This is a genomic window from Streptomyces tailanensis, assembly GCF_008386495.1.
GTDB classification, from domain to species: domain Bacteria; phylum Actinomycetota; class Actinomycetes; order Streptomycetales; family Streptomycetaceae; genus Streptomyces; species Streptomyces tailanensis.
The window spans coordinates 46,911-62,203 of record NZ_VTHJ01000046.1 but is presented as its reverse complement, the minus strand read 5'-3'; the positions used below and the strand labels follow the sequence as shown (position 1 = coordinate 62,203).

At 68.0% G+C, this 15,293-nt stretch carries 14 protein-coding genes and 1 riboswitch; of the genes, 1 reads left to right on the top strand and 13 read right to left on the bottom strand.

Annotated features, from left to right (window positions below; translation table 11 throughout):
- Positions 1-41: 41 nt before the first annotated feature.
- The 10 genes from F3T56_RS31330 to F3T56_RS31285 form a co-directional block, all read right to left on the bottom strand.
- Positions 42-1,373 carry an SAM-dependent methyltransferase gene (locus F3T56_RS31330; RefSeq protein WP_149828720.1) on the bottom strand — a complete coding sequence of 444 codons (1,332 nt, stop codon included), beginning with the start codon at positions 1,371-1,373 and terminating at the stop codon, positions 42-44.
- 407 nt (positions 1,374-1,780) lie between these two features.
- Positions 1,781-3,160, bottom strand: a complete 1,380-nt coding sequence (locus tag F3T56_RS31325) for an NAD(P)/FAD-dependent oxidoreductase (RefSeq protein ID WP_149828719.1) — start codon at positions 3,158-3,160, stop codon at positions 1,781-1,783.
- A gap of 447 nt (positions 3,161-3,607) precedes the next feature.
- Complete coding sequence (locus tag F3T56_RS31320; protein WP_149828718.1) at positions 3,608-4,549, bottom strand: Ppx/GppA phosphatase family protein; 942 nt, start codon at positions 4,547-4,549, stop codon at positions 3,608-3,610.
- Positions 4,546-5,076 (bottom strand): DUF501 domain-containing protein, encoded by a 531-nt coding sequence (locus F3T56_RS31315; RefSeq protein WP_149828717.1) that lies wholly within the window; start codon positions 5,074-5,076, stop codon positions 4,546-4,548. The genes F3T56_RS31320 and F3T56_RS31315 overlap by 4 nt, the downstream gene beginning before the upstream one ends.
- Positions 5,077-5,133: 57 nt before the next feature.
- Positions 5,134-5,610 (bottom strand): FtsB family cell division protein, encoded by a 477-nt coding sequence (locus tag F3T56_RS31310; protein WP_149828716.1) that lies wholly within the window; start codon positions 5,608-5,610, stop codon positions 5,134-5,136.
- Between the two features lie 112 nt (positions 5,611-5,722).
- A complete protein-coding gene (gene eno, locus F3T56_RS31305; RefSeq protein WP_149828715.1) occupies positions 5,723-7,009 on the bottom strand; it encodes a phosphopyruvate hydratase in 1,287 nt (428 codons plus the stop codon).
- 410 nt (positions 7,010-7,419) lie between these two features.
- Positions 7,420-8,118 carry a LysM peptidoglycan-binding domain-containing protein gene (locus F3T56_RS31300; RefSeq protein WP_149828714.1) on the bottom strand — a complete coding sequence of 233 codons (699 nt, stop codon included), beginning with the start codon at positions 8,116-8,118 and terminating at the stop codon, positions 7,420-7,422.
- Between the two features lie 4 nt (positions 8,119-8,122).
- A riboswitch (cyclic di-AMP (ydaO/yuaA leader) is annotated at positions 8,123-8,322 on the bottom strand.
- Positions 8,323-8,505: 183 nt separating this feature from the next.
- Complete coding sequence (locus F3T56_RS31295) at positions 8,506-9,534, bottom strand: LysM peptidoglycan-binding domain-containing protein (RefSeq protein ID WP_149828733.1); 1,029 nt, start codon at positions 9,532-9,534, stop codon at positions 8,506-8,508.
- Positions 9,535-9,829: 295 nt separating this feature from the next.
- Positions 9,830-10,309, bottom strand: a complete 480-nt coding sequence (locus tag F3T56_RS31290) for a transposase (protein WP_149828713.1) — start codon at positions 10,307-10,309, stop codon at positions 9,830-9,832.
- Positions 10,310-10,338: 29 nt separating this feature from the next.
- Entirely contained in the window at positions 10,339-11,805 is a 1,467-nt protein-coding gene (locus F3T56_RS31285; RefSeq protein ID WP_149828712.1) for a recombinase family protein, read from the bottom strand.
- 196 nt (positions 11,806-12,001) lie between these two features.
- On the opposite strand from F3T56_RS31285, the gene F3T56_RS31280 reads away from it, so the two are divergent.
- Positions 12,002-13,258 (top strand): cytochrome P450 family protein, encoded by a 1,257-nt coding sequence (locus tag F3T56_RS31280; protein ID WP_342787011.1) that lies wholly within the window; start codon positions 12,002-12,004, stop codon positions 13,256-13,258.
- Between the two features lie 52 nt (positions 13,259-13,310).
- On the opposite strand, the gene F3T56_RS31275 is transcribed toward F3T56_RS31280, so the two are convergent.
- The 3 genes from F3T56_RS31275 to F3T56_RS31265 are packed head-to-tail and all read right to left on the bottom strand — an operon-like array spanning position 13,311 to position 15,260.
- Positions 13,311-13,664 carry a hypothetical protein gene (locus F3T56_RS31275; RefSeq protein WP_149828710.1) on the bottom strand — a complete coding sequence of 118 codons (354 nt, stop codon included), beginning with the start codon at positions 13,662-13,664 and terminating at the stop codon, positions 13,311-13,313.
- Positions 13,665-13,715: 51 nt separating this feature from the next.
- Positions 13,716-14,225: a hypothetical protein gene (locus F3T56_RS31270; RefSeq protein ID WP_149828709.1), complete on the bottom strand. Its 510-nt coding sequence runs from the start codon at positions 14,223-14,225 to the stop codon at positions 13,716-13,718.
- Positions 14,226-14,234: 9 nt separating this feature from the next.
- Positions 14,235-15,260 carry a nucleoside triphosphate pyrophosphohydrolase gene (locus F3T56_RS31265; protein ID WP_149828708.1) on the bottom strand — a complete coding sequence of 342 codons (1,026 nt, stop codon included), beginning with the start codon at positions 15,258-15,260 and terminating at the stop codon, positions 14,235-14,237.
- Positions 15,261-15,293 lie beyond the last annotated feature (33 nt).

Sequence of the window (15,293 nt, the reverse complement as noted above, 5' to 3'; positions counted from 1 at the left end):
GAAGGGGCCCCGTTCCTGTACTGGAACGGGGCCCCTTCCGCTCAGTTCCAGGTGCGGGAGCGCAGCGGCATCCCCGAGTCGCCGGACTCGGGAGTCCGGACGGCCAGCACCTGATTGACACCGATGCGATTGCGTTCGAAGGCGAGCGCGCAGGCGGCCATGTACAGCCGCCACACACGAGCCCGCCCGGGGCTGGTCAGCCGCACCGCATACGCCCAGTCGGCCTCCAGGTTGGCCACCCAGCGGCGCAGGGTGAGGGCGTAGTGCTCACGGATCGACTCCACGTCCCGGACCTCGAACCCGGCGCGTTCGAGCTGGGTGACAGTAGTGCCGATGGGGGCGAGTTCGCCGTCCGGGAAGACGTACGCGTCGATGAACCCGTCGAGGGAGTACGAGCCCTCGTCGTGCTGCGGCCGCCGTGAGATCTGGTGGTTGAGGAGCCGCCCGCCGGGGGTGAGGAGCGCGTACAGGGCCTCGGCGTACTCCAAGTACCGGTCCGCGCCCACGTGTTCGGCCATGCCGATGGACGAGACGGCGTCGTAGGGCCCGTCGGTGACGTCGCGGTAGTCCTGGACGCGGATCTCGATCCGGTCGGCCAGCCCCTCCTCGGCGACCCGCTTACGGGCGTACGCGGCCTGCTCCTGCGACAGCGTGATGCCGACAACGCCGACGCTGTACTCCCGGGCGGCGTAGACGGCCATGGAACCCCATCCACAGCCGACGTCCAGCAGCCGCTGCCCCGGCCGGAGGCCGAGCTTGCGGCAGATGAGGTCGAGCTTGTCGCGCTGGGCGGCTTCGAGGGTGCTGTCGGGGTGGCTTTCGGGGTGGCTTTCGGGGTGGCCTTCGGGGGCCGGCCAGTACGCGCACGAGTACACCATCGACGGGCCGAGGACGATCTCGTAGAAGTCGTTCCCCACGTCGTAGTGGTGGCTGACGGCGCGTCTGTCGCTGCGTCTGGTGTGCCGGTGGCGGCTTCCGCGGATCTCCTCGCGGGGCGGTTCGGGCGGCACGAGGACGGCAGGCCCGGCCAGCTTCAGCAACCCCCTGACGGCAGCCCGCACCTCCGGATCACGCAGCGCCTCGGTCAGGCCGCGGGCGTCCTCCCCGCGCTCCCACACCTGGTCCGCCATCAGATCCAGTACGGCGTACAGGTCCCCCTCGACACCCAGGTCGCCCGCGACCCAGGCCCGGGCCAGGCCCAGCTCGCCCGGCTTCCACAGCAGCCGGCGCAGGGCCCTGCGGTTCCGTACCACCAGCGCGGGAGCCTCCGGCGGACCGGCCTCCGAACCGTCCCATGCCCTCAGCCGGACTGGGAGCGGAGCCCCCAGTGCCTGCTCGAACAGTGTCTTCAGCCGCGACGCGGCGTCCTGCATGGTGCACACCTCCGTGACGACAGATCCCGGAATGTCCAGTCCATACGTAAACACCTGCGGGGCTCGGCCGCAGTCCCCCGGGCGCGTTACAAGTGCGTTTCCCTCTGCCGCCGAGTGCTTTCGCGGTCGAGCTCGGGGGTTGGAGGTGCGTTGGCGGCTGCGGGTGGGTGGGGGTTGTTCGCGCCCACGCGGCGGAGCCGCATATGTCACAGCCCCGCGCCCCTGAAAGACTGGGGGTGCCCCCTGGCTTTTAAGGGGCGCGGGGAACTGCGCGAACAACCACGAATCACCCGCACCCGCCAACGCACCGAACCCCCCGAGCTGGAAGGCACCCAGAACGCCGAAGGACCTCCCGCACCACGGATGGCGGGAGGTCCTTCAGGTCGAGCAGGGGGCGACCGGAAAGGTCAGGACGCCTTGGCCTTCTCCCCGGTCTTCGCGGCAGCGACCGGCGCCGGCTTGGCCGCCTCGTAGAACTCCTCGCGAGGGGACTCGATGGCGCCCAGCGACACGACCTCGCGCTTGAGGAACATCGCGAGGGTCCAGTCGGCGAAGACGCGGATCTTGCGGTTCCAGGTCGGCATGGCGAGACCGTGGTAGCCACGGTGCATGTACCAGGCCAGGCGGCCGCGCAGCTTGATCTTCATCTTGCCCATGACGATCATCGCGACGCCCTTGTGGAGGCCGAGGCCCGCCACCGCACCCTTGTTGGAGTGCGCGTACTCCTTCTGCGGGAAGCCCCGCATACCGGAGACCACGTTGTCGCCGAGGACCCTGGCCTGACGCAGCGCGTGCTGCGCGTTCGGCGGGCACCAGGCGTTCTCGACGCCGGCCTTGCGGGCGGCGACGTCCGGGACCTGGGCGTTGTCGCCCGCGGCCCAGATGTAGTCGGTGCCGGTGACCTGGAGGGTCGGCTGGGCGTCGACGTGGCCGCGGGGGCCGAGCGGCAGACCGTAGCGCGAGAGGACCGGGTTCGGCTTGACGCCGGCCGTCCAGACGATCGTGTTGGAGTCGACCTCCAGGCCGTTCTTCAGCACGACGTGGCCGTCGACGCAGGAGTCCATGGAGGTGTTGAGGTAGACCTCGACCCCGCGGCCCTCCAGGTGCTCCTTGCCGTAGAGGCCGAGCTTCGGACCGACCTCGGGGAGGATCTTGTCGGCGGCGTCGACGAGGACGAAGCGCATGTCCTCGCGGGACACGTTCTTGTAGTACTTCGCGGCGTCGCGGGCCATGTCCTCGACCTCACCGATGGTCTCCGCACCGGCGAAGCCACCGCCCACGAAGACGAAGGTGAGCGCCTTGCGGCGGACGTCCTCGTCGGTCGTGGAGTCGGCCTTGTCGAGCTGTTCGAGGACGTGGTTGCGCAGGCCGATGGCCTCCTCGATGCCCTTCATGCCGATGCCCTGCTCGGCGAGGCCGGGGATCGGGAAGGTGCGGGAGACCGCGCCGAGCGCGATCACCAGGTAGTCGAAGGGCAGCTCGTACGCCTCACCGACCAGCGGCGCGACGGTGGCGACCTTGCGGTCCTGGTCGATGGTGGTGACCCGGCCGGTGAGGACCTCCGCCTTGGGGAGCACGCGTCGCAGTGGGACGACGACGTGCCGCGGGGAGATGCTGCCGGCGGCGGCTTCGGGGAGGAAGGGCTGGTAGGTCATGTACGACCGGGGGTCGACGACCGTGACGGTCGCCTCGCCGTAGCGCATCTTCTTGAGGATGCGCCGAGCTGCGTACAGGCCTACGTACCCACCGCCTACTACGAGGATCCTGGGACGCTCCGTGGTGCTCATGCCATCGAGTATGTACCCGCCATCCGGGGGGTGCTCGTGCGCCCCTTCACAAGCTTCCACACACCCTCTGCTACACTGCGCGACCCCCGTGACGCAGGTCATGGTCCCGGCGGGGAACCCCCTTGTGCGGCCGGACGTTGTCAAGGCCGCGTGAACTGCCCTTCCGGCCGCGTGACCCCTTGGAGAACACTCCGAACCGGCCGCGTTTTCACCCGGACGAGACCACCGCGCACCCCTCTCGGTGGCACCCTGTTGACCCACCGGAGCCCCCGTAGGCTCTGCACAGCCTCAAAACGTCGCCCATCAGGGCCGATTCTCTTGTGAAGAACTTCACGAAGTTTTCCGGCGGCACGTCATCGAGGGGCACCGAGGCACCCCTGGAACGCGCTCATACGTTATCCGACCAGCTCAACCGAGGCTACCGACAAGTAGCAAAGACTTCGCTACTCACGCGACAGACCAGGCGATTCCGTCCAGGATGTCGTGCTCGCTCACCACGACCTCCTCCGCCCCGATCCGCTCCATGATCGACAGGAGTACGAGGGCACCGGCCGCGATCACGTCCACGCGCCCGGGATGCATCGACGGGACGGCCTCGCGCTCGGCGTGCGTCGACCGCAGCAGCCACTCGGTGATCTCCCGGACGCGCTCGTAGGGGATCCGGGAGTGGTGGATGGCCACCGAGTCGTACGCCGGGAGGTCCTGGGCGATCGCGGACAGGGTCGTGACCGAGCCGGCGAGTCCGACGAGCGTGTGCGCCTCCCGCAGCGGCACATGCCGCTCCGCGAGCTCCAGCGCGGCCTCGATGTCGGCACGTATGGCGGCGATCTGCTCGTCGCCCGGCGGGTCGACGACGGCGCCGTCCCGGACGAGGTGCCGCTCGGTCAGCCGTACGCAGCCGATGTCCACCGAGCGGGCCCCGCACACATGGTCGTCGCCGACCACGAACTCGGTCGAGCCGCCGCCGATGTCCACGACGAGGAAGGGCTTGGCGAAGTCTTCCCGGTCCAGCAGTTCCTTGGTGGCGCCGGTGAAGGAGAACTCGGCCTCCTGGTCCCCGGAGATCACCTCGGGCTCGACACCGAGGATGTCCAGCACCCCTCGTACGAACTCGTCGCGGTTCTCGGCGTCGCGGGACGCGGAGGTCGCGACGAAACGGAGCCGCTCGGCACCGTGCTCCTTGATGACCGCCGCGTACTCACGGCAGGCGGCGAAGGTCCGCTCCAGCGCCTCGGGGGCGAGCCGGCCCGTACGGTCGACGCCCTGGCCGAGGCGGACGATGGTCATCCGCCGGTCCAGTTCGACGAGTTCACCCGTGTCCGGGTCCGCGTCGGCGACGAGGAGACGGATGGAGTTCGTACCGCAGTCGACGGCGGCGACGCGGGTCACTTGCCGGCCTCCTCGGCGGGAACCACGCACGGCCCCTTCGCCCACCACTCCGGCAGCATCTCGATCGCCTCGTCGCCCAGCGGGTTGACGCCGGGGCCGGCGGCCAGCGAGTGCGCCACCAGGACGTGCAGGCACTTCACGCGGTCGGGCATGCCGCCGGCGCTCGGGAAGCCCTTCAGCTCCTCGATCTCGTCGCGGCGCCGGATGTAGTCCTCGTGAGCGGCCCGGTAGGCCGCGGCCAGGTCCTCGTCCTTGGCCAGCCGCTCGGTCATCTCCTTCATCACGCCGTTCGCCTCCAGCGTGCCGATCGCGGAGGCGGCGCGCGGGCACGTCAGGTAGTACGTCGTCGGGAAGGGTGTGCCGTCCGGCAGGCGCGGCGCCGTCTCGACGACGTCCGGCTGTCCGCACGGGCAGCGGTGCGCGATCGCGCGCAGCCCGCGCGGCGGGCGCCCGAGCTGCTGCTGGAAGGCCTCGACGTCCGCGTCGGTGGGCTCGGTGCGCGGGGTGGGCGGCGGGGGCGTCTGCATAACGTGCTACTCAAGTCCTCGGTGTGGCTCTTCGGTTCACGGTCACGGGGTGACCGTTCAGCTGTCGGCGGCGTCGGCCTTGTCGACGCCGTCCCAGACATTGGTGTACCAGGGACGGTCGGCCGCCCCCTGCGTCGTACGGGACTGCTTCGCCGCGTCCGGGTCGATCATCGTGTAGCCGGTCTCGCCCGGCATCACATAGTGCAGCCGCTCCCGGATGCGCTGCTCGGCGTACGCGTCGTCCTGCCAGCGCGCCTTGAGGTCGCGCAACTCCTCGACCCGCTCACGCGCCTCCTCGCGCTGCCGCTGCAACTCGGCGATCTCGGCGCGCTGGGAGACGTACTGCCTTATGGGGTAGGCAAGGGCCACGATCATCGAGCAGAGGACGAGGGCGAGCAGCGCGGCGCGGCCGGTCAGCCGGGAGCGGCGGGCCTGGCGCTTGGTCTGGGAGCGGTAGACCCGGGCGGCCGTCTGCTCACCGAGCAGTTTCAGCCTGGTCGCCGTGGAGAAACGGTCCCGGTCCTTCACGGCCATGTCCCACTTCCCCTTCACTCACGGCGCGATGCGCGTACGTCCCCGCACACGGTACGGGACCGGGTACGGGGACGTACGTACGACGCTTCCTACTGCTGCCCTACAGAGGGCCTCAGCCCTTGAAGCGGGGGAACGCGCTGCGGCCGGCGTACACCGCGGCGTCGTCGAGGATCTCCTCGATGCGCAGCAGCTGGTTGTACTTGGCGACGCGGTCCGAGCGGGCCGGGGCGCCGGTCTTGATCTGGCCGCAGTTCACGGCGACGGCGAGGTCGGCGATGGTGACGTCCTCGGTCTCGCCGGAGCGGTGGGACATCATGCACTTGAAGCCGTTGCGCTGGGCCAGCTCGACGGCGTCCAGCGTCTCGGTGAGGGAACCGATCTGGTTGACCTTCACCAGCAGGGCGTTGGCGGAGCCCTCCTCGATGCCGCGGGCGAGGCGCTCGGGGTTGGTGACGAAGAGGTCGTCGCCGACGATCTGGACCTTGTCGCCCAGCTTGTCGGTGATGACCTTCCAGCCGGCCCAGTCGTCCTCGAACAGCGGGTCCTCGATGGAGACGAGCGGGTACGCCTCGACGAGCTCGGCGTAGTACTCGGTCATCTCGGCGGCGGAGCGCTCCTTGCCCTCGAAGGTATAGACGCCGTCCTTGTAGAACTCGGAGGCGGCGACGTCGAGCGCCAGGGCGATCTGCTCGCCGGGGGTGTAGCCGGCCTCCTTGATCGCCTCAAGGATGAGGTCGAGGGCGGCGCGGTTGGACTCCAGGTTCGGGGCGAAACCGCCCTCGTCGCCGAGGCCGGTGGACAGGCCCTTGGTCTTCAGCACCTTCTTGAGGGTGTGGTAGACCTCGGCGCCCCAGCGCAGCGCCTCGGAGAAGGACTCCGCGCCGATCGGGGCGATCATGAACTCCTGGATGTCCACGTTGGAGTCGGCGTGCGAGCCGCCGTTCAGGATGTTCATCATCGGCACCGGCAGCAGGTGCGCGTTCGGGCCGCCCAGGTAGCGGAAGAGCGGGAGGTCGCTGGCCTCGGAGGCGGCGTGGGCGACGGCGAGGGAGACGCCGAGGATGGCGTTGGCGCCGAGGGAGCCCTTGTTGTCGGTGGCGTCCAGGTCGAACATCGCCTGGTCGATCAGGCGCTGCTCGGTGGCGTCGTAGCCGACGAGCTCCGGGCCGATCTGCTCGATCACCGCGAGGACGGCCTTCTCGACGCCCTTGCCGAGATAGCGGTTGGGGTCGCCGTCACGGAGCTCGATGGCCTCGAAGGCACCCGTGGAGGCGCCGGACGGAACGGCGGCACGCCCCGTGCTGCCGTCGTCGAGGCCGACCTCGACCTCGACCGTGGGGTTGCCTCGGGAGTCCAGGATTTCCCGGGCTACGACGACGTCGATGGACGGCACGAGCATCTCCTTCTTGGGATGTGACGCGATGTGACGCTGTTTGCGACTAGAGCCTAACCGCCCCGGGGCTGTCGGCAGCGGACCGACCGTCCCGTGGACGAACAGACCGTACCGATTGTTTCACGCCGGAACAAAGAGAGGGAGGTGGGGAGGTGAACAAGGAGAGGAGGAGGCGAGAAGGAGGGAGGGCGGGCAAGAAAAAGCCCCGCTCCGGTGCGTACGGGGGAATGCGCACCGGAGCGGGGAGCCCGTGGGGGACGGGGGAATGCCCTCACGAGGTCTTCACTATGGAGGACACGGATGTGAGCGGACTGTGGTTCAGCTGAGGAGCGGCCTATTTTTTCGGCACAGCCGTTCCGGTCCAGTCATAGTCATACCGGACCGGCCCCACGCGCCCGGTCACATCCGCCCGGTCGTCAGCTCAGGTGGAGCTGCTGGCCGGGGTAGATGAAGTCGGCGTCGTCGACGATGTCCTTGTTCAGCTCGTAGAGCTTCTCCCAGCCACCCTCGACGTTCTCCGCCTCGGCGATGCCGCTGAGGGTGTCGCCGGAGACGACCTTGTACTCGCCGTCGCCCTTCTTGACCTTCTTGCCGGTCGGGGTCTCGACGGTGGCGCGCTCGGAGGAGCGGGAGGCGCGGGTCTCCTGGGTGCTCTCCTGCGAGGAGCTGGAGTTCGAGCCGGAGTTCGAGCCGGAGTTCGAGTTCGAGGAGCCGCTGCCGGCGGCGGCACCGTCGTAGGAGGCGCTGGACAGGCCCGTGCCGCAGACCGGCCAGGCGCCCTTGCCCTGGCCCGCGAGGACCTTCTCGGCTATCTCGATCTGCTGAGCCTTGGTGGCCTGGTCGGCGGTGGCGGCGTACTTCGTACCGCCGTACCCGGCCCAGGTGGAGGCGGAGAACTGCAGACCGCCGTAGTAGCCGTTGCCGGTGTTGATGGACCAGTTGCCGCCGGACTCGCACTGGGCGACCGCGTCCCACTCGGAGGCGGTGGCGGCGGAGGCGCTGCCGGCGACCATCAGCGGAGCGGCGATGGCGGCGGCGCCGGTGACACCGGCGGCGGCGATGGCACGGGCGGCCTTGCTCGGGCGGCGGTGCTTGCCCTTGCTGGAAAACAGCATCGAGTGATCCCCTCACCGACGCCTGCGAGGTGAGCTGTCGGGTTCGGGCCGGTTGAGTTGCCCGGCCGCGCTCGTGCGCCTTTCGGCTCACATCGCGCGGCTTCACCCCGAGCCGGTTCCGGTCGTACGACCCCGAAGGGCCTCAACTTCCGGACCCGGCACTTACCTTGGGTCCCCCGCTCCTGCCTACGGCGCTTGACGCGACGACTGTTCCCACGCGGCCGTTGGCAGGATTCGGCGTGACGACCGCAGGGGCCCGCTGTGGCGAGCGGTCACGACCGTAAACACGTGAATCGCCGAATATCAAAGGCGATCAGGGGGTCTGTGATTCATCTCCCACCGAGATCAAAACGGGCATTCATGGGCGAACCGTGACTCGAACTCCCGCTACTCTTCGCCCGTTTCGACACCGACTTCGAGGGTCTGACCGGGAAGGATAAGGTCCGGGTCAGTTCCAACCGTGACCTCGTTCTCCGCGTACAGTTCACGCCACCCGCCCTGGAGGGCAAGGGAGTCGGCGATGGACGTCAGACTGTCCCCTTCGCGGACGGTGTACGAGGAGTGGACGGCGTCGACGGTTTCCCGGGCGGCCTCGCCGTCACGGGAGGCGTGACGGCCCGAGGACATGGATGACGAGGACGACGAGGATTCGGTACGGGAGTTGTCGTCGGCGTCGCTCTCGTCGGCGCTCGCGCCCCGGTGGCGACCACTGCCGGCCTCGGCGTCATCTGCGGGAGAGCTGTCGGATCCCTGCGAGACATCGCCGCCGGAGTCACCGGATTCGCCGGATTCATCGGAGTCGCCGGAGCTCTTGGAGTCGCCCGAGTCGACGTCGGCGTTGATGGAACCTTCCGTGACATCCGCCGAATATTCGGATGTTTTGGACGAGTCGGAAGATTCGGAGGAGTCAGATGTTTCGGATGATTCAGCCGACTTCGTCGATTCGGTAGACCTGTCGGCAGAACCGTCGGCAGAACTGGATGAATCACCCGAGTTCGACGAATCGTCCGCGACGCCGGTGTCCACATCGGCGGTGCCGGAGTCGCCGCCGAGGTTGTGGAGCAGCCCGCAGGTGGACCAGGCACCGACGCCCTGGTCGGCGAGGATCTTTTCGGCGACGGCTATTTGCTGCGAACGGCTGGCCTGGTCGGGGCTGGTGGCGTAGTCGAGGCCGCCATAGCTCTCCCAGCTCTCCTGGGTCATCTGGAGGCCGCCGTAGCGCCCATTGCCGGTGTCCGCGCTCCAGGAGCCGCCGCTCTCGCAGTCCGCCACCTGGTCCCAGGTGGTTCCGCTGGCCGCGCTCGCGCCGGTGGCGCCGAGGAATGGGATGGCGATGGCGGAGCCGGTCACTCCGGCCGCGACAAGGAGGGCCGGAGCCTGACGGGGGCGACGGTGACGACCGGTCCCGGAGAGCATGCGGTTGCCTTTCACACGACAGCAGTGACCGTGCGAAGGGTGTGACGGGCTGGACCGGCCACGCCCTTCGCACTGACGTGTGAACGTATCGGCAGTCGATCAGTTGTCACAAGTTAATGCAGCGTAGATCACGTGAAGATCACAGACTTGAGGGTGTGTCATGTTTCGGCGCCGCGTGGGGTACTGCTACGGGCCGCTTACGGCGTACCACCATCGGCCACCCGAGCCGGCTTGAACTCGACCGGAAGCATGCGCAATCCCCGCATGATGAGCCCGCCGCGCCAAGCGGGGTCGGCTACTGCCGCCGTCCCATGTCTCCGGTGACCTCACTCCGGACCTCCGCAAGCAGCCCGGCCCAAAACCGGCCTGTCACCGTGAGCTGTGGCAAGGTCGGCCGCTTGTACGCGTCGACTCCAGTGGTGCCGGCGTCCAGGGCCTTCATGACCTCCGGCCATGCGCCCTTCTGCCACCAGGAAAGCTGGCGCACGCGAATCGAGTCGACGGGCCCCCAAGTATGGGGCATATCGCTCCAGGAGAGGCCGTGCCGAAGACGGTGGAGCATCCCTTCGAACTGGAGACGGATGTCGCATCTACTCGTGAAGTGGCGTTTGGTGAAATACGGCTGCAGCACTTCCAGCACGTTCTCCCACTGCTCGTCGTCGGGGTCCGGAGGCACCTTCGTGCCGGTCCTCCAGTGCCACTCGCTGACAGCGCACCTCACGCCGGACTTGCGGTGGTCGGTCATACCGCCGAGAACGACCTTGAGGTCGAACATGTCGAAGACTTCCTTGCACTCTTCCAACGTCAGGCTCTCCAGCCGCTCGTCGGCGTTGGTCGCGCGATGTTGACGAGGTTGCGCGCCTGGCGTTCATGCTCGCTGTACGCCTCCAGCCACTGCTGGGCGAACCTGCGCTGCTCCCGGAATTCCGCCAGTTCGGCCTCAAGCCCCGTGATGGAGGCCTTGAGTACCGCTGGGTCGACGTCGGCGCGCACGTACTCGGGGATGCGCACCTCGATCAGGTGCTCCTGTTCGGCGATTCTGGTAGTGAACTCGGCGACGCGCTTCTCGTACTTCTCCTTGTCTCCGGAGAGGCCGCCCACCCGTTCGGACGCCAGGTCCCGTAGATGCCCTTCCTCGTCGAGAATCCTGGCCAGCTCCTTCCAGACGGCACCTTCGATATCGTCAGCCTCGAAGTAGGGCTCGCGGCACGAGGGGTCCTTGAGACCTCCCTTGCAGCGGTACGACCGGCCGACGCCCCTGCCGGCCCCTGTGTACACCTCGCCACACGTGCCGTGAATCCGTCCCGTGAGGGGGTAGACACAATTCCCTCGCCGACCGTTCTGGAAGCCGAGTTCCTTCAAAGCGGCCATGAGTTGCGCGGCCCGCTCGTCGGAGAAGATGGGCGGGACGCCGATTCTGACCTGGTCACCATGGACGGGGGTGCCGTCGTCGCATCGGCGGGTGTGGTTCCTCCCGTTACTGCGATTGGTCTTTCGGTAGACCACGTAGCCGTCGTGAATGGTTTCGCTGTGGAGGCGGTTACGGAGGTTGCCGACGCTCCAGGGGACGCCGCTACGGGTGAGGAGCTTGCGGTTGTTGAGTTCCTCGCAAGCCTCGGTGAGGTTCATGCCCTGGTCGACGATGAGTTCCGCGGCGACGGCGAGGACCATGGATTCATGGCCGTCGGTGACGAGGACGGAGAAGCGTTTACGGCGTCCGCCGACTTCCTTGGCGTCCTTCTCGATCCTGTAGCCGTAGGGAGCCGGGCCACCGGGCCAGCCGCCGTAACTGATCTTCAGCTCTCGGCCGGCGACGGTGCGCTCCTTGATGCGTCGCCAGTCCATCTCGGAGAAGGTGACATATCGCGTGAACTGCTGCCAGCCCGCTTCGGTGCTGGTGTCGATGCCTTCGGTGACCGAGATGAAGTAGATGCCGATGTCGGCCATGTTCCATGCCCACTGATAGGCAGCTCGGGCAGTACGCCCGATGCGGTCGACCTTGGGGACGAGAATGCGGTTGAAGCGCTGCTGGTGTGCGTCAGTGACGAGGCGGTCCATCTCAGGGCGGCTCTCCAAGGCCCCGGACACGGCTTCGTCCACATAGGAGTCGTAGACGGTGACTTCAGAGTGTCGGTCGAGCCACCCGTTGGAAACCTTGTCCTGGGCCTCGAGTCCGAAGCCGTCGAGCTGGTCGAAGGTAGAGACGCGCGCGTAGTTGGCGACGACGACGGCCGCAGGGGCGGCAAGGCAGGGGCGTGCCACAATGGGCATGTTCAGTCCTCCGAGACTGTTCCGTCCCCGGGGTGTTGGCTCACCGCCGGGAAGGTTCCGGCTCCTTTGCGCTGCTGCAAGCGCTCTGGGGCCGGTGCCATTTCAGGAACCCTATCTGTCGCTCTATGCAGTTGAAGGGGAATTGCACAGTTCAGCGTCCTCACCCATGCGACGCGGCTCCCGGTACCGTCACCTCGTGAACGCCCCGCACATCGAACCCGAACTCTTCACCTGGGAGTTCGCCAGCAACCCCTACCCCGCCTACGCCTGGCTCCGGGAGCACGCCCCGGTGCACCGCACGCGGCTCCCCAGCGGGGTCGAAGCGTGGCTCGTGACTCGGTACGCGGACGCCAGACAGGCGCTCGCCGACTCGCGGCTCTCCAAGAATCCCGTGCACCATTCCGAAGACGCCCACGGCAAGAGCAGGACGGGCATCCCCGGTGAACGCAGCGCCAACCTCATGACGCACCTGCTCAACATCGATCCACCGGACCACACGCGGCTCCGCCGGCTTGTCTCCAAGGCGTTCACACCCCGCCGAGTGGCGGAATTCGCACCCCGCGTCCAAGAGCTGACCGACCACCTCATCGACCAGTTCGCACACACCGGAAGCGCCGACCTCATCCACGAGTTCGCGTTCCCCCTCCCTATCTACGCCATCTGCGACCTGCTCGGCGTCCCGCGCGAGGACCAGGACGACTTCCGGGACTGGGCGGGCATGATGATCCGGCACAGCGGAGGGCCCAGAGGCGGCGTTGCCCGGTCGGTCAAGAAGATGCGCAGTTATCTCGCCGAGCTGATCCACCGCAAACGGGAGGCGCTCCCGGACAAGCCCGACCCCGGCGAAGACCTCATCTCCGGCCTCATCCGCGCCTCCGACCATGGCGAGCACCTGACCGAGAACGAAGCCGCGGCCATGTGTTTCGTACTACTGTTTGCTGGTTTTGAGACGGTTATCAACCTTATCGGCAACGGTACGTATGCGCTGCTGCGCAACCCACAGCAGCGAGCGCAACTACAGAAGTCGCTCGAGCGCGGCGAACAGGAACTACTCGACACCGGCGTCGAAGAGCTTCTCCGTTACGACGGCCCTGTCGAACTGGCTACTTGGCGCTACGCAACGGAGCCCCTCGAAATGGGTGGGCAACGAATCGCTTCCGGCGATCCCGTGCTCGTGGTCCTCGCCGCTGCCGACCGTGATCCCGCTCGTTTTGACGAGCCGGACACGCTCGATCTCTCCCGCGGGGACAACCAGCACCTCGGCTACGGACATGGCATCCACTACTGCATCGGCGCCCCGCTCGCCCGTCTCGAAGGCCGCACCGCGCTGGCCACCTTGCTGCGCCGTCTACCCGACCTTCGGCTTGCCGCTGACCCCATGGACCTGCGCTGGCGAGGTGGGCTGATCATGCGTGGGCTGCGAAACCTCCCCGTGGAGTTCACGGCCACCTGACAGTCGAAACGGTCGCCGGCCGGGGGCTGCGGCGAGTGCTTGTGAACAGTGCCTATGGAACCGGCCTGGATGACCGTGTCGTGGAAGGTACCGTCGGAGTGGCGTTCTCGACGGAGACGGAAGGCGGGGCCATCCATCCGAACTCTTCGATCTCCCCGTTTCCTCCGAACTCACGTAGGATCTCCGCCCGTTCGAGGAAGAGCTCGGGGCGCGAGACTAGGCGGCGCTTCAGCAGATCGGCAACCGGCTTCTCGGTGTCTTCGGAGCTTCCGCCCGCATTGAGTGTCCGCCCAACCAGCACCACGTTCACGACTCTGTCGCCGAAGACCGGCGCGAGACGACGTTCGATCCGGTTCCACACCTTTGTCCGCCACCCCGAGGAAAACCCGGCGGCCGCCTCCGTCAACTCCTCTTACACCGCGCCCCCTTGCCCCGCAAGCGCTGGGGTCAACGGTACTCAGTCACACAGCAGCACGACGCGGTCGAGCACGACGTCGAAGCCCAGTACCGGACGGCCATGGGCACCCTCCGGATCCATCAGCACCGGCTGGCCGAGGCGGCGGCCAATCGACCGGAGGAAGCCGCAGAACATGTCGAGTCGGTCCTGTCCCTGGAGTTCCCGCAGGTCGACGTCGAAGTCGACCTCCTCGTCCGCATAGAAACGGAAAATCGCCAACACGTCGGCCGTCGGCCAGACCCTCAGCTGTGGGCACTCGGCCTCGGCCGGGCGCGCCAGCACATCCGCGGCGCTCGGCACCGCCAGCACGGTGGTGCCCTGGAGGTACTCGTGCCTCCAGCCGCGCTCGGCGACAAGATCAAGGACCGACTGCCAGTCCTCCACCGAGGTGTCGGGAACACGTACGTCCGGCAGCGAACCCATCAGCTCGGGGTCGAAGAACTCCCTCACCTCGTCCCACAGCAGATCAGGGGCACTGTCATGCCCACCGCGCCCGTAGTCCCAGCTCATGGCAGCGCGTCAGTTCTCGTCCACGCCCTCCGCCACCCGGATCGCGTCCCGGTAGGCCCGGGCCGCCGCCCGCAGCGCCGCCTCGGGGTCGACTCCGGCCGCCTCCGCACGTACCGCCATCGCCAGCAACTCGTAGCCGGGGCCCTCGTCGGCGGGGAGCGGGACGTCCAGGCCCGCCATGCGCACTCGGGACGCCAGCTTCGAGGCCAGGGCGAGGCCGGGCTGGCCGAGGGGTATGCCGTCGGTGACCGACTCGCGTCGCTTCTCTATCGCCTTGGTGCGGAGCCAGTATTCCTTGACCTCCTCGGGGGTCGTGGCGGTCTCGTCGCCGAAGACGTGGGGGTGGCGGTGGATGAGTTTGGTGACGATGGTGGCGGCCACGTCGTCGATGGAGAACGGGGCGTCGGGGTCGTCCTCGGCTATGCGGGCGTGGAAGACGACCTGGAGCAGGACGTCGCCCAGTTCCTCCCGCAGTTCGTCCCTGTCGCCCTCCTCGATCGCCTCGACCAGCTCGTACGCCTCCTCGATGCCGTACTTGGTCAGGCCCTTGTGGGTCTGCTGGGAGGACCAGGGGCATTCGCGGCGGATGCGGTCCATGATCTGGACGAGGTCGAGGAGGCGGGCGCCAGGGAGGTCGTAGGAGGCGGGGAGGAGTTCCAGTGACGGCATCTGGACGCGGCCGGAGCCGGCGAGGCGGGCCAGGCCGTCGGTGAGGTGGGGTTCGCCCTCGGCCGTCGCGACGACCACGACCGTGCGGTCACCGGCGCAGGCGTCGACCAGTTCCTCGGCGGTCGGGGCCGCCCGCTCGACCGTTATGCCGGCCTCGCGGAGATAGGGGAGCTGGGGGTGCGCCTCGTCCGCGCAGAGGACACCGTCGGCCTCGTGCAGCGCCTGCCAGGCGGGCCAGGAGAGCAGGCCGGGCGCGACACGGTGGCTGGTGGTGAGCAGGACGACACGGCCGGGGCCGGAGGCCTGGGTGGAAGCTGGTCCGGGGGCCGTGGTGTCGGGGGCGCCGTCGGGGCGGTTTGCGTTCACCCCACGAACGTAACCCACGCCACGGACGGCCCC

Coding starts and splice junctions, on each gene's coding strand:
- F3T56_RS31330 (WP_149828720.1), bottom strand. CDS start 1,373: ATGCAGGACGCCGCGTCGCGGCTGAAGACACTGTTCGAGCAGGCACTG.
- F3T56_RS31325 (WP_149828719.1), bottom strand. CDS start 3,160: ATGAGCACCACGGAGCGTCCCAGGATCCTCGTAGTAGGCGGTGGGTAC.
- F3T56_RS31315 (WP_149828717.1), bottom strand. CDS start 5,076: ATGCAGACGCCCCCGCCGCCCACCCCGCGCACCGAGCCCACCGACGCG.
- F3T56_RS31310 (WP_149828716.1), bottom strand. CDS start 5,610: ATGGCCGTGAAGGACCGGGACCGTTTCTCCACGGCGACCAGGCTGAAA.
- eno (WP_149828715.1), bottom strand. CDS start 7,009: ATGCTCGTGCCGTCCATCGACGTCGTCGTAGCCCGGGAAATCCTGGAC.
- F3T56_RS31300 (WP_149828714.1), bottom strand. CDS start 8,118: ATGCTGTTTTCCAGCAAGGGCAAGCACCGCCGCCCGAGCAAGGCCGCC.
- F3T56_RS31295 (WP_149828733.1), bottom strand. CDS start 9,534: ATGCTCTCCGGGACCGGTCGTCACCGTCGCCCCCGTCAGGCTCCGGCC.
- F3T56_RS31290 (WP_149828713.1), bottom strand. CDS start 10,309: ATGTTCGACCTCAAGGTCGTTCTCGGCGGTATGACCGACCACCGCAAG.
- F3T56_RS31285 (WP_149828712.1), bottom strand. CDS start 11,805: ATGCCCATTGTGGCACGCCCCTGCCTTGCCGCCCCTGCGGCCGTCGTC.
- F3T56_RS31270 (WP_149828709.1), bottom strand. CDS start 14,225: ATGAGCTGGGACTACGGGCGCGGTGGGCATGACAGTGCCCCTGATCTG.